Genomic DNA, 17,854 nt, shown 5'->3' with positions numbered 1-17,854 from the left:
GCCACCGGCACAAGCGGCCGACGGCAGATTACATAGGTCAGTGTCGCCGCTCGCCACGCAGGGGACGCGCTTCCATCCGCGCCATGAAGGCGAAGGAGAAGCCCATGCAGACGGCGAGCGCGGCGAAGACCAGCTTGAAGCTCGCGGCGAGCCGCGCCGCTTCCTCGGGCGAGAGCCGTGCTTCCGCGATGTAATCGGCCCGCCCGCCGCCGAGCGCCAACGCGCCGAAAAGCGCGACGATGAGCGCCGCGGCAAGCTGGCGGAAGAACTGCATCGTCGCCGTGGCGGTGCCCAGATCGCGCGAATCGACGGCGTTCTGCACGGAGACCGTCGCGATCGGCAGCATCGTGCCCACGCCCAGGGAGGCGATGGTGAGCAGGCTGTCGAGCACGATGAGCGAGGCGCTCTCGACTTTCCATGCGGCGAGCGCGGCGGCGAGCGCGCCCGCGCCGAGCCCCAGCAAAGGGATGATCTTGTAGTGATCGATCACGGCCATCAGCCGGCCGGAGATGGTCGCGCCGACAACCGTGGCGGCCATCATCGGAATGAGCGCGAGGCCCGAGTCGTGGGCGCTCAGGCCCGCCGCGACCTCGAAATAGATCGGCATGACGACCGAGAGCCCGATGGAGGCGCCGAGGCCAAAGGAGCTCGAGACAGTGGCGTTGCGCACGATCGAGAGGCTCAAGATCCGCAGGGGGATCAAAGGCTCCTGCGCGGCGCGCGTGCGCCAGGCGAAAGCCGCCCAAGACAGGGCCGAAAAAGCGAGAAGGCCGAAGATCGGCGCCGAAGCCCAGGGGTAACGCGTTCCGCCCCAGCCGAGGGCCAGAACCATCGAGCCGGACGCCAGCGTCAGAAGAGCGGCGCCGAGATAATCGATACGATGCGGATGGCGTCGCTCGGGCAGGCGCTTTAGCCCGGAATTGACCATCGCGAGCGCGGCGAGGCCGAGCGGCAGATTGATCCAAAAGATCAGCGACCAGTGCAAATATTGCGCAAAATAGCCGCCGAGCGCCGGGCCGGCGATGCTGGCGACGACAAAGACGGCGGCGAGATAGGTTTGGTAACGCCCGCGCTCGTGCGGGGAAACGAGATCGGCGACGACGGTCTGGGCGAGCGCGATCAATCCGCCGCCGCCCAGGCCCTGGACGAGACGCGCCAGCGCGAGCGCCGTCATGCTGGGGGCGAGCGCGCAGGCGACCGAGCCGAGGACAAAGGTCGCAACGCCCGCCAGAAGCATGATCCGTCTGCCATAGACGTCGGCAAATTTGCCATAGAGCGGCGTCACCACGATCGAGGCGACGAGATAGGCCGTGACGATCCATGGCAGATTCTCGGGCGCGCCGAGGTCGGCGCCGATCGTCGGCATGGCGGTCACGACAATGGTCCCGTCCAGCGCCGAGAGCAGCATGGCGAGGCCGAGCCCGATCATGATCGGCCGCATTTCTGCGGCGGGCGGCGGCAGGGAATCGTCGATTGCGAGCATGAGAGCGTCCTTCGCGGAAGCTTGTCATAGCCCGTTGCGGCGCAGCATGGAACCGGCTGCGTTTCAGGCGCCGTCATCCCGGACGGGCGGGAGGGCGCTCCGGAATCCTGGGGTGGCGCTAAGTCTGGGGTGTCGCTCTGGATTCCCGCTTTCGCGGGGATGACATGGCCGCCGCGCGCGGCTCACCCCTCGGCATTCGCCTTTTCGATGACGCCCAGAAAAGCGCTCGCCTCCTCGACGTCGTGGAAGATCGGGTCGTCGATTCGGTGCGGCCGCGCCGCGGCGAGGGCGGCGAGAGTCGCGTCACTGGCGATGCGCCTGGGGGCCAGGCGGCGCCTTTTTGCGATTTTGCCGCGCTCGGCTTGCAGCGCGCGCAGCAGCCGCGCCTGCGAGACGGTGAGGGCTTTCGCGGGAGGCGCGGCTGATTCGAAAACAGCCTCTTGGGGGGCCGTGGGCGTCGGCGACTCGTCGATTTCCTCGCCAGAAACATGCGCAAGCTGGCTCGCCGCCGCGACGCGAATGCCGAGCGCCAAAGCGCCTGCCCGGCGCGGCCAGGCCAGCGGCCCGCCCCGGCAATGATCGCATCGACCGCAAGGCGCGCTGTCCTCGCCGAACTCCATGAGCAACGTCTGGAAACGGCAGCGGGGCGTGGCGCAGAGCCGCGCCATGGCCTGGCGGCGGGCATAATCCCCGGCCGCTTCTTCGTTTTCGGGGTCGATCTGCGGCGTTCGCCAGCGGGTCGCCAATTCGCGCGGATCGAACAAAGCCAGGGCGCGCGCCGGCGCCCCATCGCGCCCGGCGCGGCCGATCTCCTGGTAATAGCTCTCGATCGAGGTGGGCAGATCGGCGTGGATCACGAAGCGCACGTCCGGCTTATCCACCCCCATGCCGAAAGCGATGGTCGCGACCATGACGACACCCCTGCGCGCGAAAAACGCGTCCTGATGGGCGTCGCGCGCATAGGCTTCGAGGCCGGCGTGATAGGGCAAAGCGTCGAGTCCGAGAGCGGCGAGGTCGGCGGCGAGCGCATCCGCCTTGCGGCGCGAATTGCAGTAGACGATGCCACTTTCCCCGCCTCGTCCGATGAAGCGCAGGATCTGGCGCAGCCCCGCGCGCTTGCGCCGGAAAGAAAGGGCGAGGTTGGGCCGGGCGAAGGAACGAATAAAGACTTCCGGCTCCCGCGCGAAAAGATTGCGTTTGATGTCCGCGCGCGTGCGCGGCCCGGCGGTGGCCGTGACGGCGAGCACCGGCGCGCCGAGCCTCGTCGCGATGTCGCCGAGCCCGCGATAGTCCGGGCGGAAGTCGTGTCCCCAATGCGAGACGCAATGGGCTTCGTCCACCGCGAAAAGCTTGATGCGGTTTTTGCGCAGCAAATTCTGCGTCGCCTCTTGAGCCAGCCGCTCCGGCGCGGCGTAGAGGAGTCTCGCCCGCCCCGTCGAGACGGCGTCCAGCGCGGCGATCGCCTCGGCGTCGTCCTGGGCGGAATGGAGCGCGACGGCGGGGATGTCTTTGGCCGCGAGCGCCCGCAATTGGTCGCGCATCAGCGCGATGAGCGGGGAGGCGACGACGACGAGGCCCGGCCCCGCCGCCGCGGGCAATTGATAGAGCAGGGATTTGCCGGAGCCCGTCGGCATGACGGCGAGCGCGTCGCGACCGGCGAGGATGGCCTCGATGACTTCCTCTTGGCCCGGAAGAAAATCGGCGAAGCCGAAGACATCGCGCAGCAAGCGGCGCGCGGCGTCCGCCATGGCCTATCGCTGCGCGAGGAGGGCCGAGGCAATCGCCCGCCACTCCTCCTCGAGGGGACAATCCTGCGGCGGAACGCCTGCGCGCGCGTACCAGTAGCGCGCGTTCGAGAGATCGCCTTCCTTGCGGTGGAGATAGGCATGGACCCGCATGCCGTCCGCGTCCTCGGCGTCGGTGACGCATTGATGCGCGCCGTCCCAGTCGCCGCTGGCGTCGAGCCACAAAGCGCGCAAAGGCGCGGGCAGCGCTGGCGGCTCGGCGGCGCCCAAAGAGGTGAGGAAGGATGAGAAGGAAAGGGTCATCGACGAATCCTTGCCCCCTCCCCGACCCTCCCCCGCTGGCGCGGGAGAGGGAGCAGTCCGCGGCCTTCATCGGGAATGCCGATCGTGAGCGTCCCCTGTCCCGTGAAACGGGGGAGGGACAGGGAGGGGGCCTTCCAGCGCTGAGAAGATTGACACGCCGGCGCCCCCTCGGCCATTTGCGGGAGACACCCGAGAGCCCTGATGATCCCCAGCCCCTGCAATAAAATCTGCACGCTCAACTCCGCCAATGTCTGCATCGGCTGCGGCCGCACGCGCGAGGAAATCGGGAGCTGGTCCCAGCTCGCCGACGCCGAGAAAAGCCGCGTCGCCGAGCGCGCCAAGGCGCGCCTCGACTCAATGGGTGGGCCGAAGGCGCCCGTTAAAACAAAGACCTGAAACAAAGGCCGCCCCTGGGCCGGCCCAGAGTGCTGACAAGTGGCGCCGACGCCCCTCGTGCTTCGAGACGCCTGCTGCGCAGGCTCCTCAGCATGAGGAGCTTTTGCAACTTCGCCAAACACTTAGGCCTCATCCTGAGGAGGGCGCGAAGCGCCTGTCTCGAAGGACGAGGCCGCCTCGGAGGTCTGTCAACGAACTGGGCCGACCCCGCCGGGGCCGGCCTTGCGCGGCTCAGAGCTTTTCCAGCGTCGCTTCGGCGCTGGAGACGGTGGCAAGGCTCGAATTCTCTTCGACGTTGATCCATTCGAGGACCCCGTCGTTGACCACCGCCGAATAGCGTTTGCCGCGAACGCCGAGGCCGAAGTCGGTCAGATCCAGCTCCAGCCCCAGGGCTTTGGCGAAGGCCGCCGAGCCATCGGCGAGGCCGTCGATCTTGCCCTGCGCGCCGCGATCCTTGAGCCAGGCGTCGAGGGTGAAGACGTCGTTGACGGCGGTCACCGCCACGGCGTCGACGCCCTTGGCTTTCAGCGCGTCATATTTTTCGACGAAGCCCGGCAAATGCTTGGCGTGGCAGGTGGGCGTGAATGCGCCCGGCACCGAAAAGAGCGCGACCTTGCGTCCCTTGAAATAATCCGAGGTCTTGATCGGCTCCGGGCCGTTCTTGCCCATGATGGTGAGGGTGACGTCGGGAATTCTATCGCCGGCTTTGATGGTCATGCGCGTCTCGCTTCCGTGAAAGGCGGGGGAGGCTCCCCCTAATTAGCGCCTTTTTCGAGAATGTCTCCCGTAAAGGCGCCGCTTTGCATGGGCGTCGCCCAATGCGACTCAATTGCTGCTCGTCAATATGCTTGTGACCAGACGCAATGCGATGCAACATGCCACCGAGCGGCGCAAAATTCGAGCAGCGCATCAGGGGAGGTTTGGAAATGCCGAACACGGAAGGACCAAACGGGCAGCCGCCGGCCGCCTGGGTGTGGAGCCAATACCGCGGCGTATTGCCGGCCGATGCGCCGATTCGCGAGACGCCCGCCGCGTCGCCGGTCGACCCCGTCGATCCGCCGTCTTCTGTCTATCCCGCCTCCGCCATCGATCCCGTTGCGCCGGCCGCTTCGAGACGCACAGGATGGATCGGCCTGGGCGTTGCCGGCGCGGTGCTCGTGATCGCCGGCCTCACCTGGCTCTTCACCTCACGGCCGGCGGCCGAATCCCCGGCCCCAGCGCCGACCGAAGCGACCCAGCAGAAGAGCGAGGCGGCTCCGCCGCCTGCCGTGGAGCCGGCGGCCGTGATCGCGCCCGCCGCCGACCCCGCCCCGGCGCCGGCCGTCCAGGAAGCGCCGAAGCCCGCCGAAGCCGCTCCGGCCCCGGCTCCGGCCCATGCGCCCGAGCACGCCAAGAAGAAGAAGCACAAGGGCTGACGCGCGTCCCATCGGAACGCGCCATTATTCCCGCCGGGCCGCGCCCGGCGGGAACTCACGACGGATAAGCCCTGCGGTCACGTCCGCCAGGGGTGTTCCGGCAGTTCCGCGACGCCGAGCGTCGCGACGCCGGCCGAAGCCACGGCATGGTCGTTCTCGACCGACGAGCCGCTGACGCCGACCGCGCCGATCATCACCCCATCCTTGTCGACGATGGGGAGACCGCCGGGGAAAGTGACGAGCCCATCGTTGGAATGTTCGATGCCATAGAGCGGTCCGCCCGGCTGCGAGAGCTTGCCGATCTGCCCGGTCGGCATGCCGAAGAAGACGGCGGTCTTGGCCTTCTTGATTGCAATGTCGACGCTGCCCACCCAGGCGTCGTCCATGCGGTGGAAGGCCTTGAGCACGCCGCCGGAGTCGACGACGGCGATGCACATTTGCGTGCCGAGCGCGAGCGCCTTCTGGCGCGCGGCGGCGATCGCCTTTTCGGCCTGTTCGATCGTGACATGCATGGCCCTGCCTCCTTCTCCGCCCGGCGAAGGCCAAGGCGCATGTCAGAGATAGGGCGTGGGCCGGTTATTTTAAGCTCGCCGCCTCGACGGCTTTGCTCACCAGCGCCTTGGCGTCGGCCGAATGCCAATTCGCCGGCCCGTTCATGAGCCCGATCTGACAGCCTTCCGGATCGACCAGCACGGTCACCGGCAGGCCCAGCGCCTTGCCGGCCTGTTTCATCTCGAAGAAAATATTGGCCTTGGGGTCAGAATAGAGGGTGAGCGCCTTCACGCCGGTCTCCTCGAAGAATTTCTTCGGCCGCTCCAGCCGGGACGTATCGATATTGACTGTGACGACCTGAAACTTGTCCGAGCCTTCTTCCGCCTGCAGCTTGTCGAGCTCCGGCATCTCGCCGCGACAGGGCACGCACCATGTCGCCCAGACGTTGAGAAGCACGGTCTTGCCCTTGAAGGCGGAAAGGGCGACGGGCTTTCCGTCCGGGCCGGTAAAGGCGTAGTCGGGGAGCTTCTCCGGCTTTTTGGAGATGGTCATCGCGGCGACCTCGCCCTTGGCGATGTCCTTGACCGCGTCGGCTGTTTTCACCGCGCCCGCGCAGTCTTCGGCATGCGCTTGCGACGTGGCTTCCTTGCCGCTCGGGCCGCCCGCGTATAGAAACCCCGCGCCGGCCGCTGCGATGACGAATGTCGCGAGGCGACGCGGGAAGGCGGCAAGCTTTTTCATATGGCGCAGGCTCCGGGGTAAAAATGACGAGCAAAATATGGGGCGGTCGCTTTCAGAGCGCAACCGACGCGGTTCTCGAGGCCATCAACGTCTCCATCGATTTCGACAAGCGCCTCGGTCCCCAGGACATCCGCGGCTCGCTCGCCCATGTCGCCATGCTGGCGAAGCAGGGGATCGTCTCCGAAGCTGACGCCGCCAAGATCACCGAAGGTCTGACCCAGATCGCCGGCGAGATCGAGCGCGGGGAATTTACATTCTCGCGCGCCCTCGAAGACATCCATATGAACGCCGAGTCGCGGCTCGCCGAGCTGATCGGCCCCGCCGCCGGGCGGCTGCACACGGCGCGGTCGCGCAACGATCAGGTGGCGACGGATTTCCGCCTGTACATCCGCGACGAGATCGACGCGCTCGACGCCCAGCTCGCCGATCTGCAGCTCGCGCTGGCCGAGCGCGCTTTGGAAGAAGCCGGCAGCGTCATGCCGGGCTTCACCCATCTGCAAAGCGCCCAGCCGGTCACGCTCGGACATCATCTTCTCGCTTATGTCGAAATGGTGGGCCGCGACCGTGGGCGCCTGCGCGACGCGCGTGCGCGCCTCAATGAATGCCCGCTGGGCGCAGCGGCGCTCGCCGGCACGTCCTTTCCCATCGACCGCCATATGACGGCGCAGGCGCTGCACTTCGACCGGCCCACCGCCAATTCGCTCGACAGCGTCTCCGACCGCGACTTCGTGCTGGAGACGCTCTCGGCCGCCGCAATTTGCGCCACGCATCTCTCGCGCTTCGCGGAAGAAATCGTGCTGTGGACGACCTCGCAGTTCAGTTTCATTTCGCTGTCGGACAAGTTCACCACCGGCTCCTCGATCATGCCGCAGAAGCGCAATCCGGATGCGGCGGAGCTAGTGCGCGGCAAATCGGGCCGCATCATCGGCGCGCTGCAGGCGCTGCTCATCGTGATGAAGGGTCTGCCGCTCGCCTATTCCAAGGATATGCAGGAGGATAAGGAAGGCGCCTTCGACTCGCTCGACTCGCTCTCCCTCTGCATCGCCGCCATGTCGGGCATGGTCCGCGACATGAAGGTGAACCGCGCGCGCATGAAGGCGGCTGCCGGCGCCGGCTTCTCCACCGCGACCGACCTCGCCGATTGGCTGGTGCGCAAGCTGAACCTCCCCTTCCGCGAGGCGCATCATGTCACCGGCCGTGTGGTGGCGCTGGCCGAGGGCAAGGGCGTGGGTCTCGAAGACCTCTCGCTCGCCGATCTCCAGAGCGTAGAGCCGCGTATATCCGAGGATGTTTTCGCGGTGCTGGGCGTCGAGAAATCGGTCGAAAGCCGGGTGAGCTTCGGCGGCACGGCGCCCGAGAATGTGCGCAAACAGGCGCAAAGCTGGCTCGAACGTCTCAAAGGCTAAAATCATGAGCGAAGACGCGCCGCGCCTCTATCTCGCCACGCCGCCGCTGGCCGAGGCCCGTGATTTCCTGCCCGCGCTCGAAAACGCGCTCTCGGCGGGCGACGTCGCGTCGCTCCTCATTCGGCTTGCGGGTGACGATCCTCGCAAGAACGAAGAGATCGTGCGGGCGCTCACGCCTTTGGCGCAGGAGAAGGGCGTCGCTGTTCTCGTCGAGGGCTCCGCCACCGTGGCGCTGCGCGCCAGGGCCGATGGCGCGCACATAAACGGCTCCGGTGAGGAGCTGGTCGACGCCGTAAAGAAGCTCTCGCCCAAATATATCGTCGGCGCCGGCGGCTTCGAGCTGCGCGACGACGCCATGCGCGCCGGCGAGCTGAATGTCGATTACGTGCTGTTCGAGGGTGCGGATTTGGCCGGGTTGATCGAGCGCGTCGCCTGGTGGGCGGAGCTGTTCAACACGCCCTGCGTCGCCCGCGCCGCATCGCTCGCCGACATCGCGCCGCTCGCCGAAGCGGGGGCCGATTTCGTGATGGTCGACGACGCCGTCTGGACGGATAAGCGCGGCCCAGCGCAGGCTGTCGCGGAGGCGTTGAAGCTTTTGGAAGGAACGCGCGCATGATCCGCCGTTTCATGGCGCCCTTCGTCGCCTTGAGCCTCTCGACGCTCGCTCTCGCCGCGCCAGTCGAAACACCGACCGCCTCGCGCGATCTCGCCTTCGGCGCCTATCAGCGCGGCGACTACAAGGCGGCTCTGGCCGAGGCGAAGAAACGCGTCGACGCCAATCCCAAGGACGCCGCCGCGCAGACCCTTATTGGCCGGCTTTATCTCGAAGGCGCCGGCGTCGCGCGCGATATGAAACAGGCGATGGACTGGTTCCGGCGCGGGGCGGACAATGGCGATGCGGAGGCCGCCTATCTTTATGGCGTGGGGCTGCTCGAAGGCATCGACATCGCCAAGGATCGCGCCCGCGCCCGCGCCTATCTCGAAAAGGCCGGCGCCAAGGAACATGCGGCGGCGCTGCATCTTCTCGGCGAGATCGCGCTCGAGAATGACGGCAGGGACCCCGATTTCGCGAAGGCCCTGAGCTTCTTCAAGCGCGCCTCGGCGGCCGGCTCAGCCGATGCCGACTATGCGCTGGGCATTCTCTACAAGACCGGCAAGGGCGTCGAGAAGGACGAGCGGCAGGCGGCGGATTGGTTCAAGCGCGCCTCGGATCTCGGTCTCGCCCCGGCGATGGTCGAATACGCCATCATGCAGTTCAACGGCGCCGGCGTGGCGCGCGACCGGGCCGCCGCCGTCGATCTCCTGCGCAAGGCGGCGCAGAAGGGCAACGCCGTGGCGCAGAACCGCCTCGCGCATCTCTACGCGGAAGGGCTCGGGGTGGAGGTGGATGTCGCGCAGGCCAAGCAATGGCGCGACAAGGCGAAGCAAGGGGGGCTCAACGATCCCTCGCTCGATTTCCTCTCCAACGCCCCCGCGCCAAAGCCGGCGAAATGACGGAGCGTCAGGGAAGCCCCGCGGCGCGGCGAACCGCTGCGCTTTTGCGCAGATTTGTGAAGCCGCGGCTCTTGGGAACGATTGCGTCGCTGCGGCGCTTTCAGGGCTTCGTTGAACGACTCTCTCCTGAAAACCGCGCGCCCTTCATGCCGGATGTTCCTGGCGATTGGGTTCCGGCGACCAGGGCGCCGGCCGGCGCGACGCTCGTCTATCTCTATGGCGGCGCCTTTCTCGTCGGCTCCTCGCGCTTGTTCCGTTTCATCGCGCGCGATTTCGCCCGCGCTGGCTTCGATGTTTTCACGCCCGACTATCGGCTTGCCCCCGAGCATATTTTTCCCGCGGCGCTCGACGATGTTCTGTGCGCCTATAAGGCGCTGCTGGCGTCCCGGCCGGGCCCGATCGTTCTCGCTGGCGACTCGGCCGGCGGCGGGCTGGCCGTCTCGCTGATGCTCCGCGCGCGCGACGAAGGCCTGCCCCTCCCGAAAGCCGCCGCGCTGTTTTCGCCCTGGACAGACCTTGCCGTGGCCGGCCCCTCGGCGCGCGAAAACGAAGAGAAGGACGCGCTCTTCACCCGCCGCGTCATCCTTTCCGGCGCGCGGTCGGCGCTCGGCCGGACGAGCGGGAAAAACCCGCTGGCCTCGCCCGTCTACGCCGATCTGTCAGGCCTGCCGCCGCTCATCGTCCACGCGGGGCGCGACGAGGCCCTGCGCGACGACTCCGCCCGCCTCGTCGAGCGCGCGCGGGCGGCGGGTGTGGAGGTGGATTTCGAGCTTTGGCCGGATGTCCCTCACGCCTGGCAATGGATGGGCTTCATCCCCGAAGCACGCGAGTCGCGCGACAAGGCGATCGCTTTCCTGAAGCAAAAGCTGGCGGTCGGCGCGGCCGTTTGAACGTCTCGGTTTGAGCCTTGGCATTCCCCACGTTCGCACAGTTCGGACACAGGGGATTCCGGAGCAAGGTTAGCGCTCGCTGCGCGATCTGGCGCGCAAGCCCGTGCTGCTCCGTCATTGCGAGCGTAGCGAAGCAATCCAGAGCAGCTACTGCGGCCCTGGATTGCTTCGCTACGCTCGCAATGACGGGCTTATGCGTTGTCATTCGCGATCGCGCTACGCGCGCGTGGGGATTGACAACCCGCGCTGGAAATGGCGTCAGTTCTTCTTCTCGCAGACCGGCTGATCGCATTTGCGCGCATTGGCGATGATCTCGCGCAGCGGCTTGGCGCCCGGCCAGCCGAGGATCGCCGTTCCGGCGATGATGAACGCGGGCGTCATAGCGAGGCCCAGCGCGGCCGCGAGGCGCGTTTGCTTTTTGACGACGTCGCTGACTGTTTCGCTGTCGGCCGAGTCTTCCACCTTGGCCGCGTCGAGTCCCATGGCGCGCACGATGGCGAGCGCCGAGGGTCCATTGGCGCCGCCGCGCGCCGCATACATTTTCAGGTGAAACTCATTGGCCTTCGCCGGGCCGTAGAGGCGCAGGACCGATTGCTGAACTTTTGCCGCCTGCACCGATCCGATTGAGAGGATGGCGTTGTTGATCAGCCCCACCCGCAAATTCGGATCGCTCGCTGAGATGCTCGCCAGCTCGCGCGCCGCCTTGCGACAGAAGACGCAATTATAGTCGAAGAACTCATAGAGGATCACATCCCCGTCGCGTCGGCCCTCCCACAAAATGCCGGGAAGACTCGCAGGGTCCAGCTCCGAGGGGATGCGGAAATTCTGCATCGGCTCGCCGGTCTCGCCGCGTAGAGGAAAGGCGGAGTCGTCCTGTGCGCGCAGTGGAGAGATCGAAAGAAAGGGGGCCGCGCCAAGAGCGCCGAGCGCCGCGCGTCTCGTTAATTGCCTGCTTGGGCGATCAAATTTCAATTTATAGGCTCCTCGGCTTTTGAGCGGGACCAACGCGTGGGACGAAACGATCACCCCCACGGGCCGGGCTTCGGCGGATCGAGGGGGGTGCGGCCGTCCTGGGGCAGGAAAGACCCTTCCTCAGGCCGCGGCTCGATGGCTTCAGGCGCAGCTTCCTCGATCGGCGCCGGATCTGGCGCGATCTCAACATCCCGTCCGCCGGCATAATCGATCAGCGCCCTGATGCGCTCGTCGACGCTCGGATGTGTTGCGAGCCAGCTCGATTCCTCCACGCGCGCGGGGCTCTCGATAAAGAAGGCGTGCATGCGCGAGGGCATGTCGGGGATGACCGAATGCGCCTCAATTTTCCGCAGCGCCGAAATCATGGCGTCGGGATTCTTGGTGAGCTCCACAGAGCCTGCGTCGGCGAGAAATTCGCGCGAGCGTGACAGCGCGAAGCGGATCAGCACCGAGGCGCCCCAGCTCAGCAGGATGATCAGCAGCGCCAGGACGATCGCAATCAATGCCCCGCCATCGCGCCGGTTGTCCTCGCGATCGGAGGAGCGGGTTGGCATGAAGCCGAAGGGGAAGTTCCAGTTGCGGAAGGTCAAATCCGCGACGAAGGCGAAAATGCCCGCGAAGATCACCGCGATCACCATCATCTGAACGTCGCGGTTGCGGATATGGGTCAGCTCATGGGCGAGCACCGCCTCGATTTCGGGGTCGGTCAATTCCACGAGCAGGCCGCGCGTGACGGCGATGCGATATTTCCCCTCTTCGAGGCCCGAGGCGTAGGCGTTGAGCGCGTCACTCTCGACGATCTGCAGCGCCGGGATGGGAATGCCGCGCGAGATGCAGAGATTTTCGAGGAGATTGTAAAGCCGCGGCGTTTCTGCGCGGGTGACGTCATGCGCGCCGGTCGCGAAGTCGATCATCCTCTGGTGAAAGAAATAGGCGATGGCGAACCAGGCCCCCGCCGCCGCGACGCCGATCGGCCAGCCATATTCGAGGTCCTTTGTCGCGCGGGCGACGATGACGTCGAAAGGCGCGTCGCCCGCATTCAGGGCCTCGAAGATCAGCGCGAAGGAAAACATTAGCGCCAGCAGCAGGACGACAAAGCCCGCAAGCAGGAAGGCCGAGCGCATCCGATTGGCGCGGATGTGGGAATAGAGGCCGTAGGCTTTGAACATTGGAGTTTCCCGTTTAGGGGCGCCGGCCGTAGCGCACCCGTCATTGCGAGCGAAGCGAAGCAATCCAGGGCGTCATCGCGGCTCTGGGTTGCTTCGTCGCTTACGCTCCTCGCAATGACGGGCTGGCTCTTTGGTTAGAACTGCACCTTCGGCGCCGCTTCGATGGCCTTCTGCTCGGCTTCGCCGAGGTTGAAATAATCCATCGGCTCGAAGCCGTAACGCTGGGCGATCAGGAAGCCCGGAAAGCCCTCGCGCGTGCCGTTGTATTCGGCGACCGTATTGTTGAGGAAACGCCGCGCGGCCGAGATCTTGTTCTCTATATCCGCAAGCTCGCTCTGCAACTGCTGGAAGTTCTGATTGGCCTTGAGATCGGGATAGGCTTCGCTGAGCGCAATGAGGCGGGAGAGCGCGCCAGTCAGCGCGCCCTCGGCCGCGCCCTGGGCGGTGGGGCCGGCCGCCGAGACGGCGAGGTTGCGCGCCTTGATCACGTCGTCGAGCGTCGTCTTCTCATGCGTGGCGTAGCCCTTCACCGTCTCGACCAGATTAGGGACGAGGTCGTGGCGCTGCTTGAGCTGGACATTGATGTCCGAGAAGGCCTGTTTGCAGCGCTGCCGCAGATTGACGAGACCATTATAGGCCCCGACCAGCCAGAAGCCGACCGCCGCCGCGAGGCCGAGCAATACGAGTAGCGCCATTTGACATTCCTCCCCTTGGCCCGCCGCGTGAAACCGCCGCCGGAGCGCGCGCATGTTAGCCCTGCGCCGCGTCCGGGCAAAGGCCGAGTCTATTTGACGGAACGGCCGCTCACGCCTATCTCTTGACGAAAGGCTCACGGCTCGCTGAATGCGACGAACCCTAAAAGAATTAACGATGGCTCTTCTGCCGATCATCACCCTGCCCGATCCCCGGCTGCGCAAGGTCTCGCAGCCGGTGGAGCGCGTCGACGCCGAGATCTTGCAGCTTCTCGACGACATGCTGGAGACCATGTACGAGGCGCCCGGCGTCGGGCTCGCGGCCATTCAGGTCGCCGTGGCCAAGCGCATCGTTGTCATCGACCCCGGCAAGACGGAGGAGGAGCGCAGCCCGCTCTTCCTCATCAATCCCGAGATCATCTGGGCCTCGGAGGAGCTGTCCTCCTACAACGAGGGCTGCCTCTCGGTGCCGGACTATTTCGACGACGTGAAGCGCCCGGCGCGCGTGCGCGTGCGCCATCTCGACCGCGCGGGCGAGAGGCAGGAGTTCGACGCCGACGGCTTCCTCGCGACGGTCGTGCAGCATGAGCTGGAGCATCTCGAGGGCGGCCTTTTCATCGACAATCTGTCGCGGCTGAAGCGCGAGCGGGTGGTCAAGAAATTCACCAAGGCGGCGCGGATGGACGAGATCGTGGCCCAGCGCCGCGCCGACGCCGCCCGCCAGTCGGAAGACGTCGAGGCCTGACGCTTGCGCGTGATTTTCATGGGCACGCCGGACTTCGCGACGGCGCTGCTGAAAGAGCTTTGCGCGCGCGGTCACGAGATCGCCGCCGTCTATTCCCAGCCGCCGCGCCCGGCGGGGCGGGGGATGTCGGAGAAGAAATCCAGCGTCCACCAATTCGCCGAGAGCAAGGGCCTTCTCGTGCGCACGCCGAAGAGTCTGCGTGGGGCCGAGGAGCAGGCGGCTTTCAAGGCGCTGCAGGCCGATGTCGCGGTCGTCGCGGCCTATGGCCTGCTGCTGCCGCAACCCATTCTCGACGCGCCGAAATTCGGCTGCCTCAACCTCCACGGTTCGCTGCTGCCGCGCTGGCGCGGCGCCGCGCCGATCCAGCGCGCGATCATGGCCGGAGATAAAGAGAGCGGCGTCGAGGTGATGAAGATGGACGCCGGGCTCGACACGGGCCCTGTCGCGCTCACCGCGAAGACGCCCATCGGCCCCGATATGACGGCCGGCGAGCTGCACGACCGGCTCGCCGAGCTCGGGGCGCCCTTGATGGCGGATGCGCTCGATCTGCTTGCCAAGGGCGACTTGCGCTTCACGCCGCAGCCAGAGGAAGGCGCCTGCTACGCCGCCAAGATCGACAAGGCCGAGGCGCGCATCGACTGGCGCCGGCCGGCGCAGGCGCTGCATGACCATGTGCGCGGCCTCACGCCCTTTCCGGGGGCCTTTTTCGAGGGCGACCTCGGCCATGGCGTCGAGCGGGTGAAAGTGCTGCGCACGCAAGTGGAAGCTGGCAAGGGCGCGCCGGGGACGATTCTCGACGAGGCCGGCCTCATCGCCTGCGGCGACGGCGCGCTTCGGCTCCTGCGCGTGCAGCGCGCCGGCAAGGGCGAGATGGCGATCGAGGAATTTCTGCGCGGCCGCAAGCTCGCGAAGGGCGCCGTGCTGGGATGATGGCGACGCAGGCACGGGTTTGTTGGGACGAAAGTAAACCTAGCTCGATCGGCGCCCAATACCTCCCCTTTACGGGGAGGTCGGCGGCCGCAGGCCGCCGGGTGGGGTTCGCGCCGCTACGACAATGGTTGGGGCCTTACCCCACCCGACCCCGCTCACGCGGGGCCACCCTCCCCGTAAAGGGGAGGGATAGGCTCACGCCCAGCGCCCCCGTTTGGCCCTGAGACATGCCCCGCTACGCGCTCACCATCGAATATGACGGCGGCCCCTTTGTCGGCTGGCAGCGGCAGGCCAATGGCATGTCCGTGCAGCAGCGGCTGGAGGAGGCTGTGTCCGCCATCAACGGCGCTCGGGCCGCCATCCATGGCGCCGGGCGCACCGACGCCGGCGTCCATGCGCTGGGTCAGGTCGCCCATGTCGATCTCCTTCGGGAATGGCGCGCGGATCGCCTGCGCGACGCGCTCAATGCGCATCTCAAGCCCGACCCCATTGCGGTGGTCGACGCGCGGGCGGTGGATGAGCGTTTCGAAGCGCGCTTCTCCGCCGTCCGCCGCCACTATCGCTACATCATCGACAATCGCCGCGCGCCCTTGACCGTCACGCTCGGCCGCGCCTGGCACGTCAAGCGCCCGCTCGACGCCGAGGCGATGCACGACGCCGCGCAGCGTCTTGTCGGCCGCTATGATTTCACCACCTTCCGCGCCTCCGAATGCCAGGCCAATTCACCGATCCGCACGCTCGAGCGGCTCGACGTGCGGCGCGAGGGCGATCGCATCGAGATCGTCACTTGCGCGCGGTCCTTCCTGCATAATCAGGTGCGCTCCATGGCTGGTTCGCTGGAGCATGTCGGGACCGGCAAATGGTCCGCCGACGATCTCGCCGCCGCCCTCGCGGCGAAAGACCGTGCGCGGTGCGGCCAGGTTGCGCCGCCGCACGGTCTCTATCTCGTCGCCGTGGATTATTGAGTCACGGTCGCAGGCGCGTTGGCCCCGCTGCTTTCGGATTTCGCGGCGTCATCCTTGGGCGCCGCCTGCTTGTCCGTTTTTTTCACCGCCGCATGGTCGATCTTCTTGGCGGCGGTCCTGGGCGCGTCGGGCGATTTCGGCTTGGCCAACGCGCCATGCATGGGAACGATGCTCGCCGACAGCACGGCGGCGAGAATGCCATTCACGCGGCTTCGATTCTGGATCATGAAAACCCCTCTCGTCGAATGCCCCCATTCCGGCGAATCACCGGCCGCCCGAGACGATAACAACCGCCTACCGTGGAGATGTTGAGCCTTGCGCTAGGCGAGGCCGGGATGATTTCAAGGCGTAACGGCCACGATTGAGGCGGGCTTGCCGCAATCATGTTGTCCGGTATGCAGGAGCGAATGTTGCGCCTGCCATACCATTTCCGTTTGATCAGCTCGCACCGGGGAATGCAGAGCCACAAAAGCGCGGGTTTTACTCAGCGCCCGTCATTGCGAGCGCAGCGAAGCAATCCAGGGCGGCGATGCGGCCCTGGATTGCTTCGTCGGCTCCGCCTCCTCGCGATGACGACGGCTCGGATGATCGCGCGCTATGAGCCGCTGAACCAGTTGTAGCCCTTGTCTTCCCAGTAGCCGCCGGGATTATCGTTGGTGACTAAAATCTCCACGACGAATTTCGGGTTTTTGAACCCGAGCTTCGTTGGAATGCGAATCTTCACGGGAAAGCCATATTTGGTCTCTCCCGGCAGGCCCGGAAAATCCAACGCAAGCAGCGTCTGAGGATGCAGAGCGCTCGGCATGTCGATGCTCGTCGAGTAATTATCGGCGCAGCGGAAGCCGACATAGCGCGCCGTCATATCGGCGCCGATGCGTTCGAGGAACACTCGGAACGGAACGCCGCCCCATTTGCCGATGGCGCTCCACCCTTCGACGCAGACATGGCGCGTGATCTGCGAAACTTGCGGCAGGTCGCGCAGCTCTTCCAGCGACCAGGGGCGCTTGTTTTCGATGAGTCCCGAAAGCAGCAAGCGATAGCGCTCACCATCGATGACCGGTGCGAGCCCTTCTTCGTAATAGGCGTTGAAAGGAAAAGGCGTCGTGATCTCGGCTTCGGAATAGAGAGGCGCGAGCTTGCTTGGGTTGAAGAGCGCCGCCTGAGCGGCGTCGTTGAAGCGCGACATGGCGAAGAGCAGGCGGTCGACAGCGTCTTCGTCTTTCAGCGTGCAGCCGGAGAGCATGGTCAGCGCGCCGAGAGAGAGGCTTTGCTTCAGGAAATGCCGGCGCTCAATGCGTTCGAGTTGCGGGCGGAAATCGGACAAAGAGATTTTGCGTTTCACTGCGCCCGCTCCTTGCTGCCGATCGTCATGGCTTTCAGAACGCTCTTGTTCGAAAGCGCCAGTGAAATATGGGCGAGAAGAAAGAAAACCAGGGCCGCCATGGCGACGAAATGCACGCGCCGCGCCGTCTCGAAGCCGCCCATGAGCGCGGTCAGCTCCTGCAATTGCACGGGCTTCCACAAAGCGAGCCCGGACAGAATCGCGACGATGGTGGCGAGAATCGCGAAGACGTAAGCCGCGCGTTGCGCGGCGTTGTAACGACCGGGAACATGCGCCATGTGGCCCGTGAGTACGGCTCGCGCGTCACGCCAGATCGCGCCCGGCCACAGCGGCAGGAAAAGACGCAGGAAACGCCCGGTTGCGACTCCATAAAGCAGATAGGCGAGGAGATTGGCCGCCAGCAGCCACATGGCGGCGAAATGCCAGGCCAGCGCCCCCGCGAGCCAGCCGCCGAGCGTAAGTTCGGCCGGGAATAGGAAGCCGTAGAGCGGCGAGGCGTCATAGATCCGCCAGCCGGACAGGATCATCACGATCACCGCGAAGGCGTCGATCCAGTGCAGGGCCCGCAACAAGAGCGGGTGGTTTGGGGCGTCCATCTTCTCGCTCCGCGTCTCGCCGCAAACTTATCGCGCCATGGCGCGCGTTGACAGGGGCAAGGCGATTGCCCAAGACGG

Annotated in this window: 21 protein-coding genes; 9 read left to right on the top strand and 12 right to left on the bottom strand. The window is 66.1% G+C overall.

The features are described from left to right. Nucleotides 1-37: 37 nt before the first annotated feature. The 3 genes from JJT62_RS00735 to JJT62_RS00725 all read right to left on the bottom strand — a co-directional run bounded on the left by JJT62_RS00735 (nucleotide 38) and on the right by JJT62_RS00725 (nucleotide 3,531). On the bottom strand, nucleotides 38-1,483 hold the full coding sequence (locus JJT62_RS00735) for an MDR family MFS transporter (RefSeq protein ID WP_246744634.1): 1,446 nt from the start codon (nucleotides 1,481-1,483) through the stop codon (nucleotides 38-40). 182 nt (nucleotides 1,484-1,665) lie between these two features. Next, entirely contained in the window at nucleotides 1,666-3,231 is a 1,566-nt protein-coding gene (locus tag JJT62_RS00730; protein WP_202070778.1) for an ATP-dependent DNA helicase RecQ, read from the bottom strand. Nucleotides 3,232-3,234: 3 nt separating this feature from the next. Beyond that, nucleotides 3,235-3,531 (bottom strand): hypothetical protein, encoded by a 297-nt coding sequence (locus JJT62_RS00725; RefSeq protein ID WP_202070777.1) that lies wholly within the window; start codon nucleotides 3,529-3,531, stop codon nucleotides 3,235-3,237. Nucleotides 3,532-3,732: 201 nt separating this feature from the next. Here JJT62_RS00725 and JJT62_RS00720 point away from each other — a divergent pair, with 201 nt between their 5' ends. Next, nucleotides 3,733-3,927, top strand: a complete 195-nt coding sequence (locus JJT62_RS00720; RefSeq protein ID WP_202070776.1) for a DUF1289 domain-containing protein — start codon at nucleotides 3,733-3,735, stop codon at nucleotides 3,925-3,927. 231 nt (nucleotides 3,928-4,158) lie between these two features. On the opposite strand, the gene JJT62_RS00715 is transcribed toward JJT62_RS00720, so the two are convergent. Continuing rightward, entirely contained in the window at nucleotides 4,159-4,644 is a 486-nt protein-coding gene (locus tag JJT62_RS00715) for a peroxiredoxin (protein ID WP_202070775.1), read from the bottom strand. A 209-nt stretch (nucleotides 4,645-4,853) separates the two neighbouring features. On the opposite strand from JJT62_RS00715, the gene JJT62_RS00710 reads away from it, so the two are divergent. Then, a complete protein-coding gene (locus tag JJT62_RS00710) occupies nucleotides 4,854-5,342 on the top strand; it encodes a hypothetical protein (RefSeq protein WP_202070774.1) in 489 nt (162 codons plus the stop codon). Nucleotides 5,343-5,419: 77 nt separating this feature from the next. Here JJT62_RS00710 and JJT62_RS00705 read toward each other — a convergent pair whose 3' ends face one another. After that, on the bottom strand, nucleotides 5,420-5,854 hold the full coding sequence (locus tag JJT62_RS00705; RefSeq protein ID WP_202070773.1) for a heme-binding protein: 435 nt from the start codon (nucleotides 5,852-5,854) through the stop codon (nucleotides 5,420-5,422). 64 nt (nucleotides 5,855-5,918) lie between these two features. Further along, nucleotides 5,919-6,575: a TlpA family protein disulfide reductase gene (locus JJT62_RS00700; RefSeq protein WP_202070772.1), complete on the bottom strand. Its 657-nt coding sequence runs from the start codon at nucleotides 6,573-6,575 to the stop codon at nucleotides 5,919-5,921. Nucleotides 6,576-6,598: 23 nt separating this feature from the next. On the opposite strand from JJT62_RS00700, the gene argH reads away from it, so the two are divergent. The 4 genes from argH (at nucleotide 6,599) to JJT62_RS00680 (ending at nucleotide 10,365) form a co-directional block, all read left to right on the top strand. Continuing rightward, nucleotides 6,599-7,981: an argininosuccinate lyase gene (gene argH, locus JJT62_RS00695; protein WP_202070771.1), complete on the top strand. Its 1,383-nt coding sequence runs from the start codon at nucleotides 6,599-6,601 to the stop codon at nucleotides 7,979-7,981. 4 nt (nucleotides 7,982-7,985) lie between these two features. After that, on the top strand, nucleotides 7,986-8,597 hold the full coding sequence (locus tag JJT62_RS00690) for a thiamine phosphate synthase (RefSeq protein WP_202070770.1): 612 nt from the start codon (nucleotides 7,986-7,988) through the stop codon (nucleotides 8,595-8,597). Continuing rightward, the gene (locus JJT62_RS00685) at nucleotides 8,594-9,475 is read left to right on the top strand and encodes a tetratricopeptide repeat protein (protein WP_246744633.1); all 882 of its coding nucleotides are present in this window, start codon (nucleotides 8,594-8,596) and stop codon (nucleotides 9,473-9,475) included. Before JJT62_RS00690 ends, JJT62_RS00685 begins: the two co-directional genes overlap by 4 nt. A gap of 71 nt (nucleotides 9,476-9,546) precedes the next feature. Then, entirely contained in the window at nucleotides 9,547-10,365 is an 819-nt protein-coding gene (locus JJT62_RS00680) for an alpha/beta hydrolase (RefSeq protein ID WP_246744632.1), read from the top strand. 258 nt (nucleotides 10,366-10,623) lie between these two features. Here the strand turns inward: JJT62_RS00680 and JJT62_RS00675 are convergent, their stop codons facing one another. From JJT62_RS00675 to JJT62_RS00665, 3 genes are all read right to left on the bottom strand, one after another. Next, complete coding sequence (locus JJT62_RS00675; RefSeq protein ID WP_246744631.1) at nucleotides 10,624-11,337, bottom strand: DsbA family protein; 714 nt, start codon at nucleotides 11,335-11,337, stop codon at nucleotides 10,624-10,626. Nucleotides 11,338-11,387: 50 nt separating this feature from the next. Then, complete coding sequence (locus JJT62_RS00670) at nucleotides 11,388-12,506, bottom strand: M48 family metallopeptidase (protein WP_202070768.1); 1,119 nt, start codon at nucleotides 12,504-12,506, stop codon at nucleotides 11,388-11,390. Nucleotides 12,507-12,640: 134 nt separating this feature from the next. Next, complete coding sequence (locus JJT62_RS00665; protein ID WP_202070767.1) at nucleotides 12,641-13,201, bottom strand: LemA family protein; 561 nt, start codon at nucleotides 13,199-13,201, stop codon at nucleotides 12,641-12,643. Nucleotides 13,202-13,376: 175 nt separating this feature from the next. On the opposite strand from JJT62_RS00665, the gene def reads away from it, so the two are divergent. From def to truA, 3 genes are all read left to right on the top strand, one after another. After that, nucleotides 13,377-13,943: a peptide deformylase gene (def, locus tag JJT62_RS00660; protein ID WP_210340530.1), complete on the top strand. Its 567-nt coding sequence runs from the start codon at nucleotides 13,377-13,379 to the stop codon at nucleotides 13,941-13,943. 3 nt (nucleotides 13,944-13,946) lie between these two features. Then, nucleotides 13,947-14,873, top strand: a complete 927-nt coding sequence (fmt, locus tag JJT62_RS00655; protein WP_202070765.1) for a methionyl-tRNA formyltransferase — start codon at nucleotides 13,947-13,949, stop codon at nucleotides 14,871-14,873. A 227-nt stretch (nucleotides 14,874-15,100) separates the two neighbouring features. After that, entirely contained in the window at nucleotides 15,101-15,838 is a 738-nt protein-coding gene (gene truA, locus JJT62_RS00650) for a tRNA pseudouridine(38-40) synthase TruA (RefSeq protein ID WP_202070764.1), read from the top strand. Here truA and JJT62_RS00645 read toward each other — a convergent pair. From JJT62_RS00645 to JJT62_RS00635, 3 genes are all read right to left on the bottom strand, one after another. Next, complete coding sequence (locus JJT62_RS00645; protein ID WP_202070763.1) at nucleotides 15,832-16,065, bottom strand: hypothetical protein; 234 nt, start codon at nucleotides 16,063-16,065, stop codon at nucleotides 15,832-15,834. The two genes, truA and JJT62_RS00645, sit on opposite strands and share 7 nt — an antisense overlap. Before the next feature lie 368 nt (nucleotides 16,066-16,433). Then, on the bottom strand, nucleotides 16,434-17,180 hold the full coding sequence (locus tag JJT62_RS00640) for a molybdopterin-dependent oxidoreductase (RefSeq protein WP_202070762.1): 747 nt from the start codon (nucleotides 17,178-17,180) through the stop codon (nucleotides 16,434-16,436). Then, complete coding sequence (locus JJT62_RS00635; protein WP_202070761.1) at nucleotides 17,177-17,776, bottom strand: cytochrome b/b6 domain-containing protein; 600 nt, start codon at nucleotides 17,774-17,776, stop codon at nucleotides 17,177-17,179. Before JJT62_RS00635 ends, JJT62_RS00640 begins: the two co-directional genes overlap by 4 nt. Nucleotides 17,777-17,854: the final 78 nt, after the last annotated feature.

The organism is Methylocystis sp. Sn-Cys (assembly GCF_016745395.1).
In the GTDB taxonomy this organism is placed as follows: Bacteria; Pseudomonadota; Alphaproteobacteria; order Rhizobiales; family Beijerinckiaceae; genus Methylocystis; species Methylocystis iwaonis.
The sequence above is the reverse complement of the archived record's forward strand: the minus strand, read 5'-3'. Positions and strand labels throughout refer to the sequence as shown.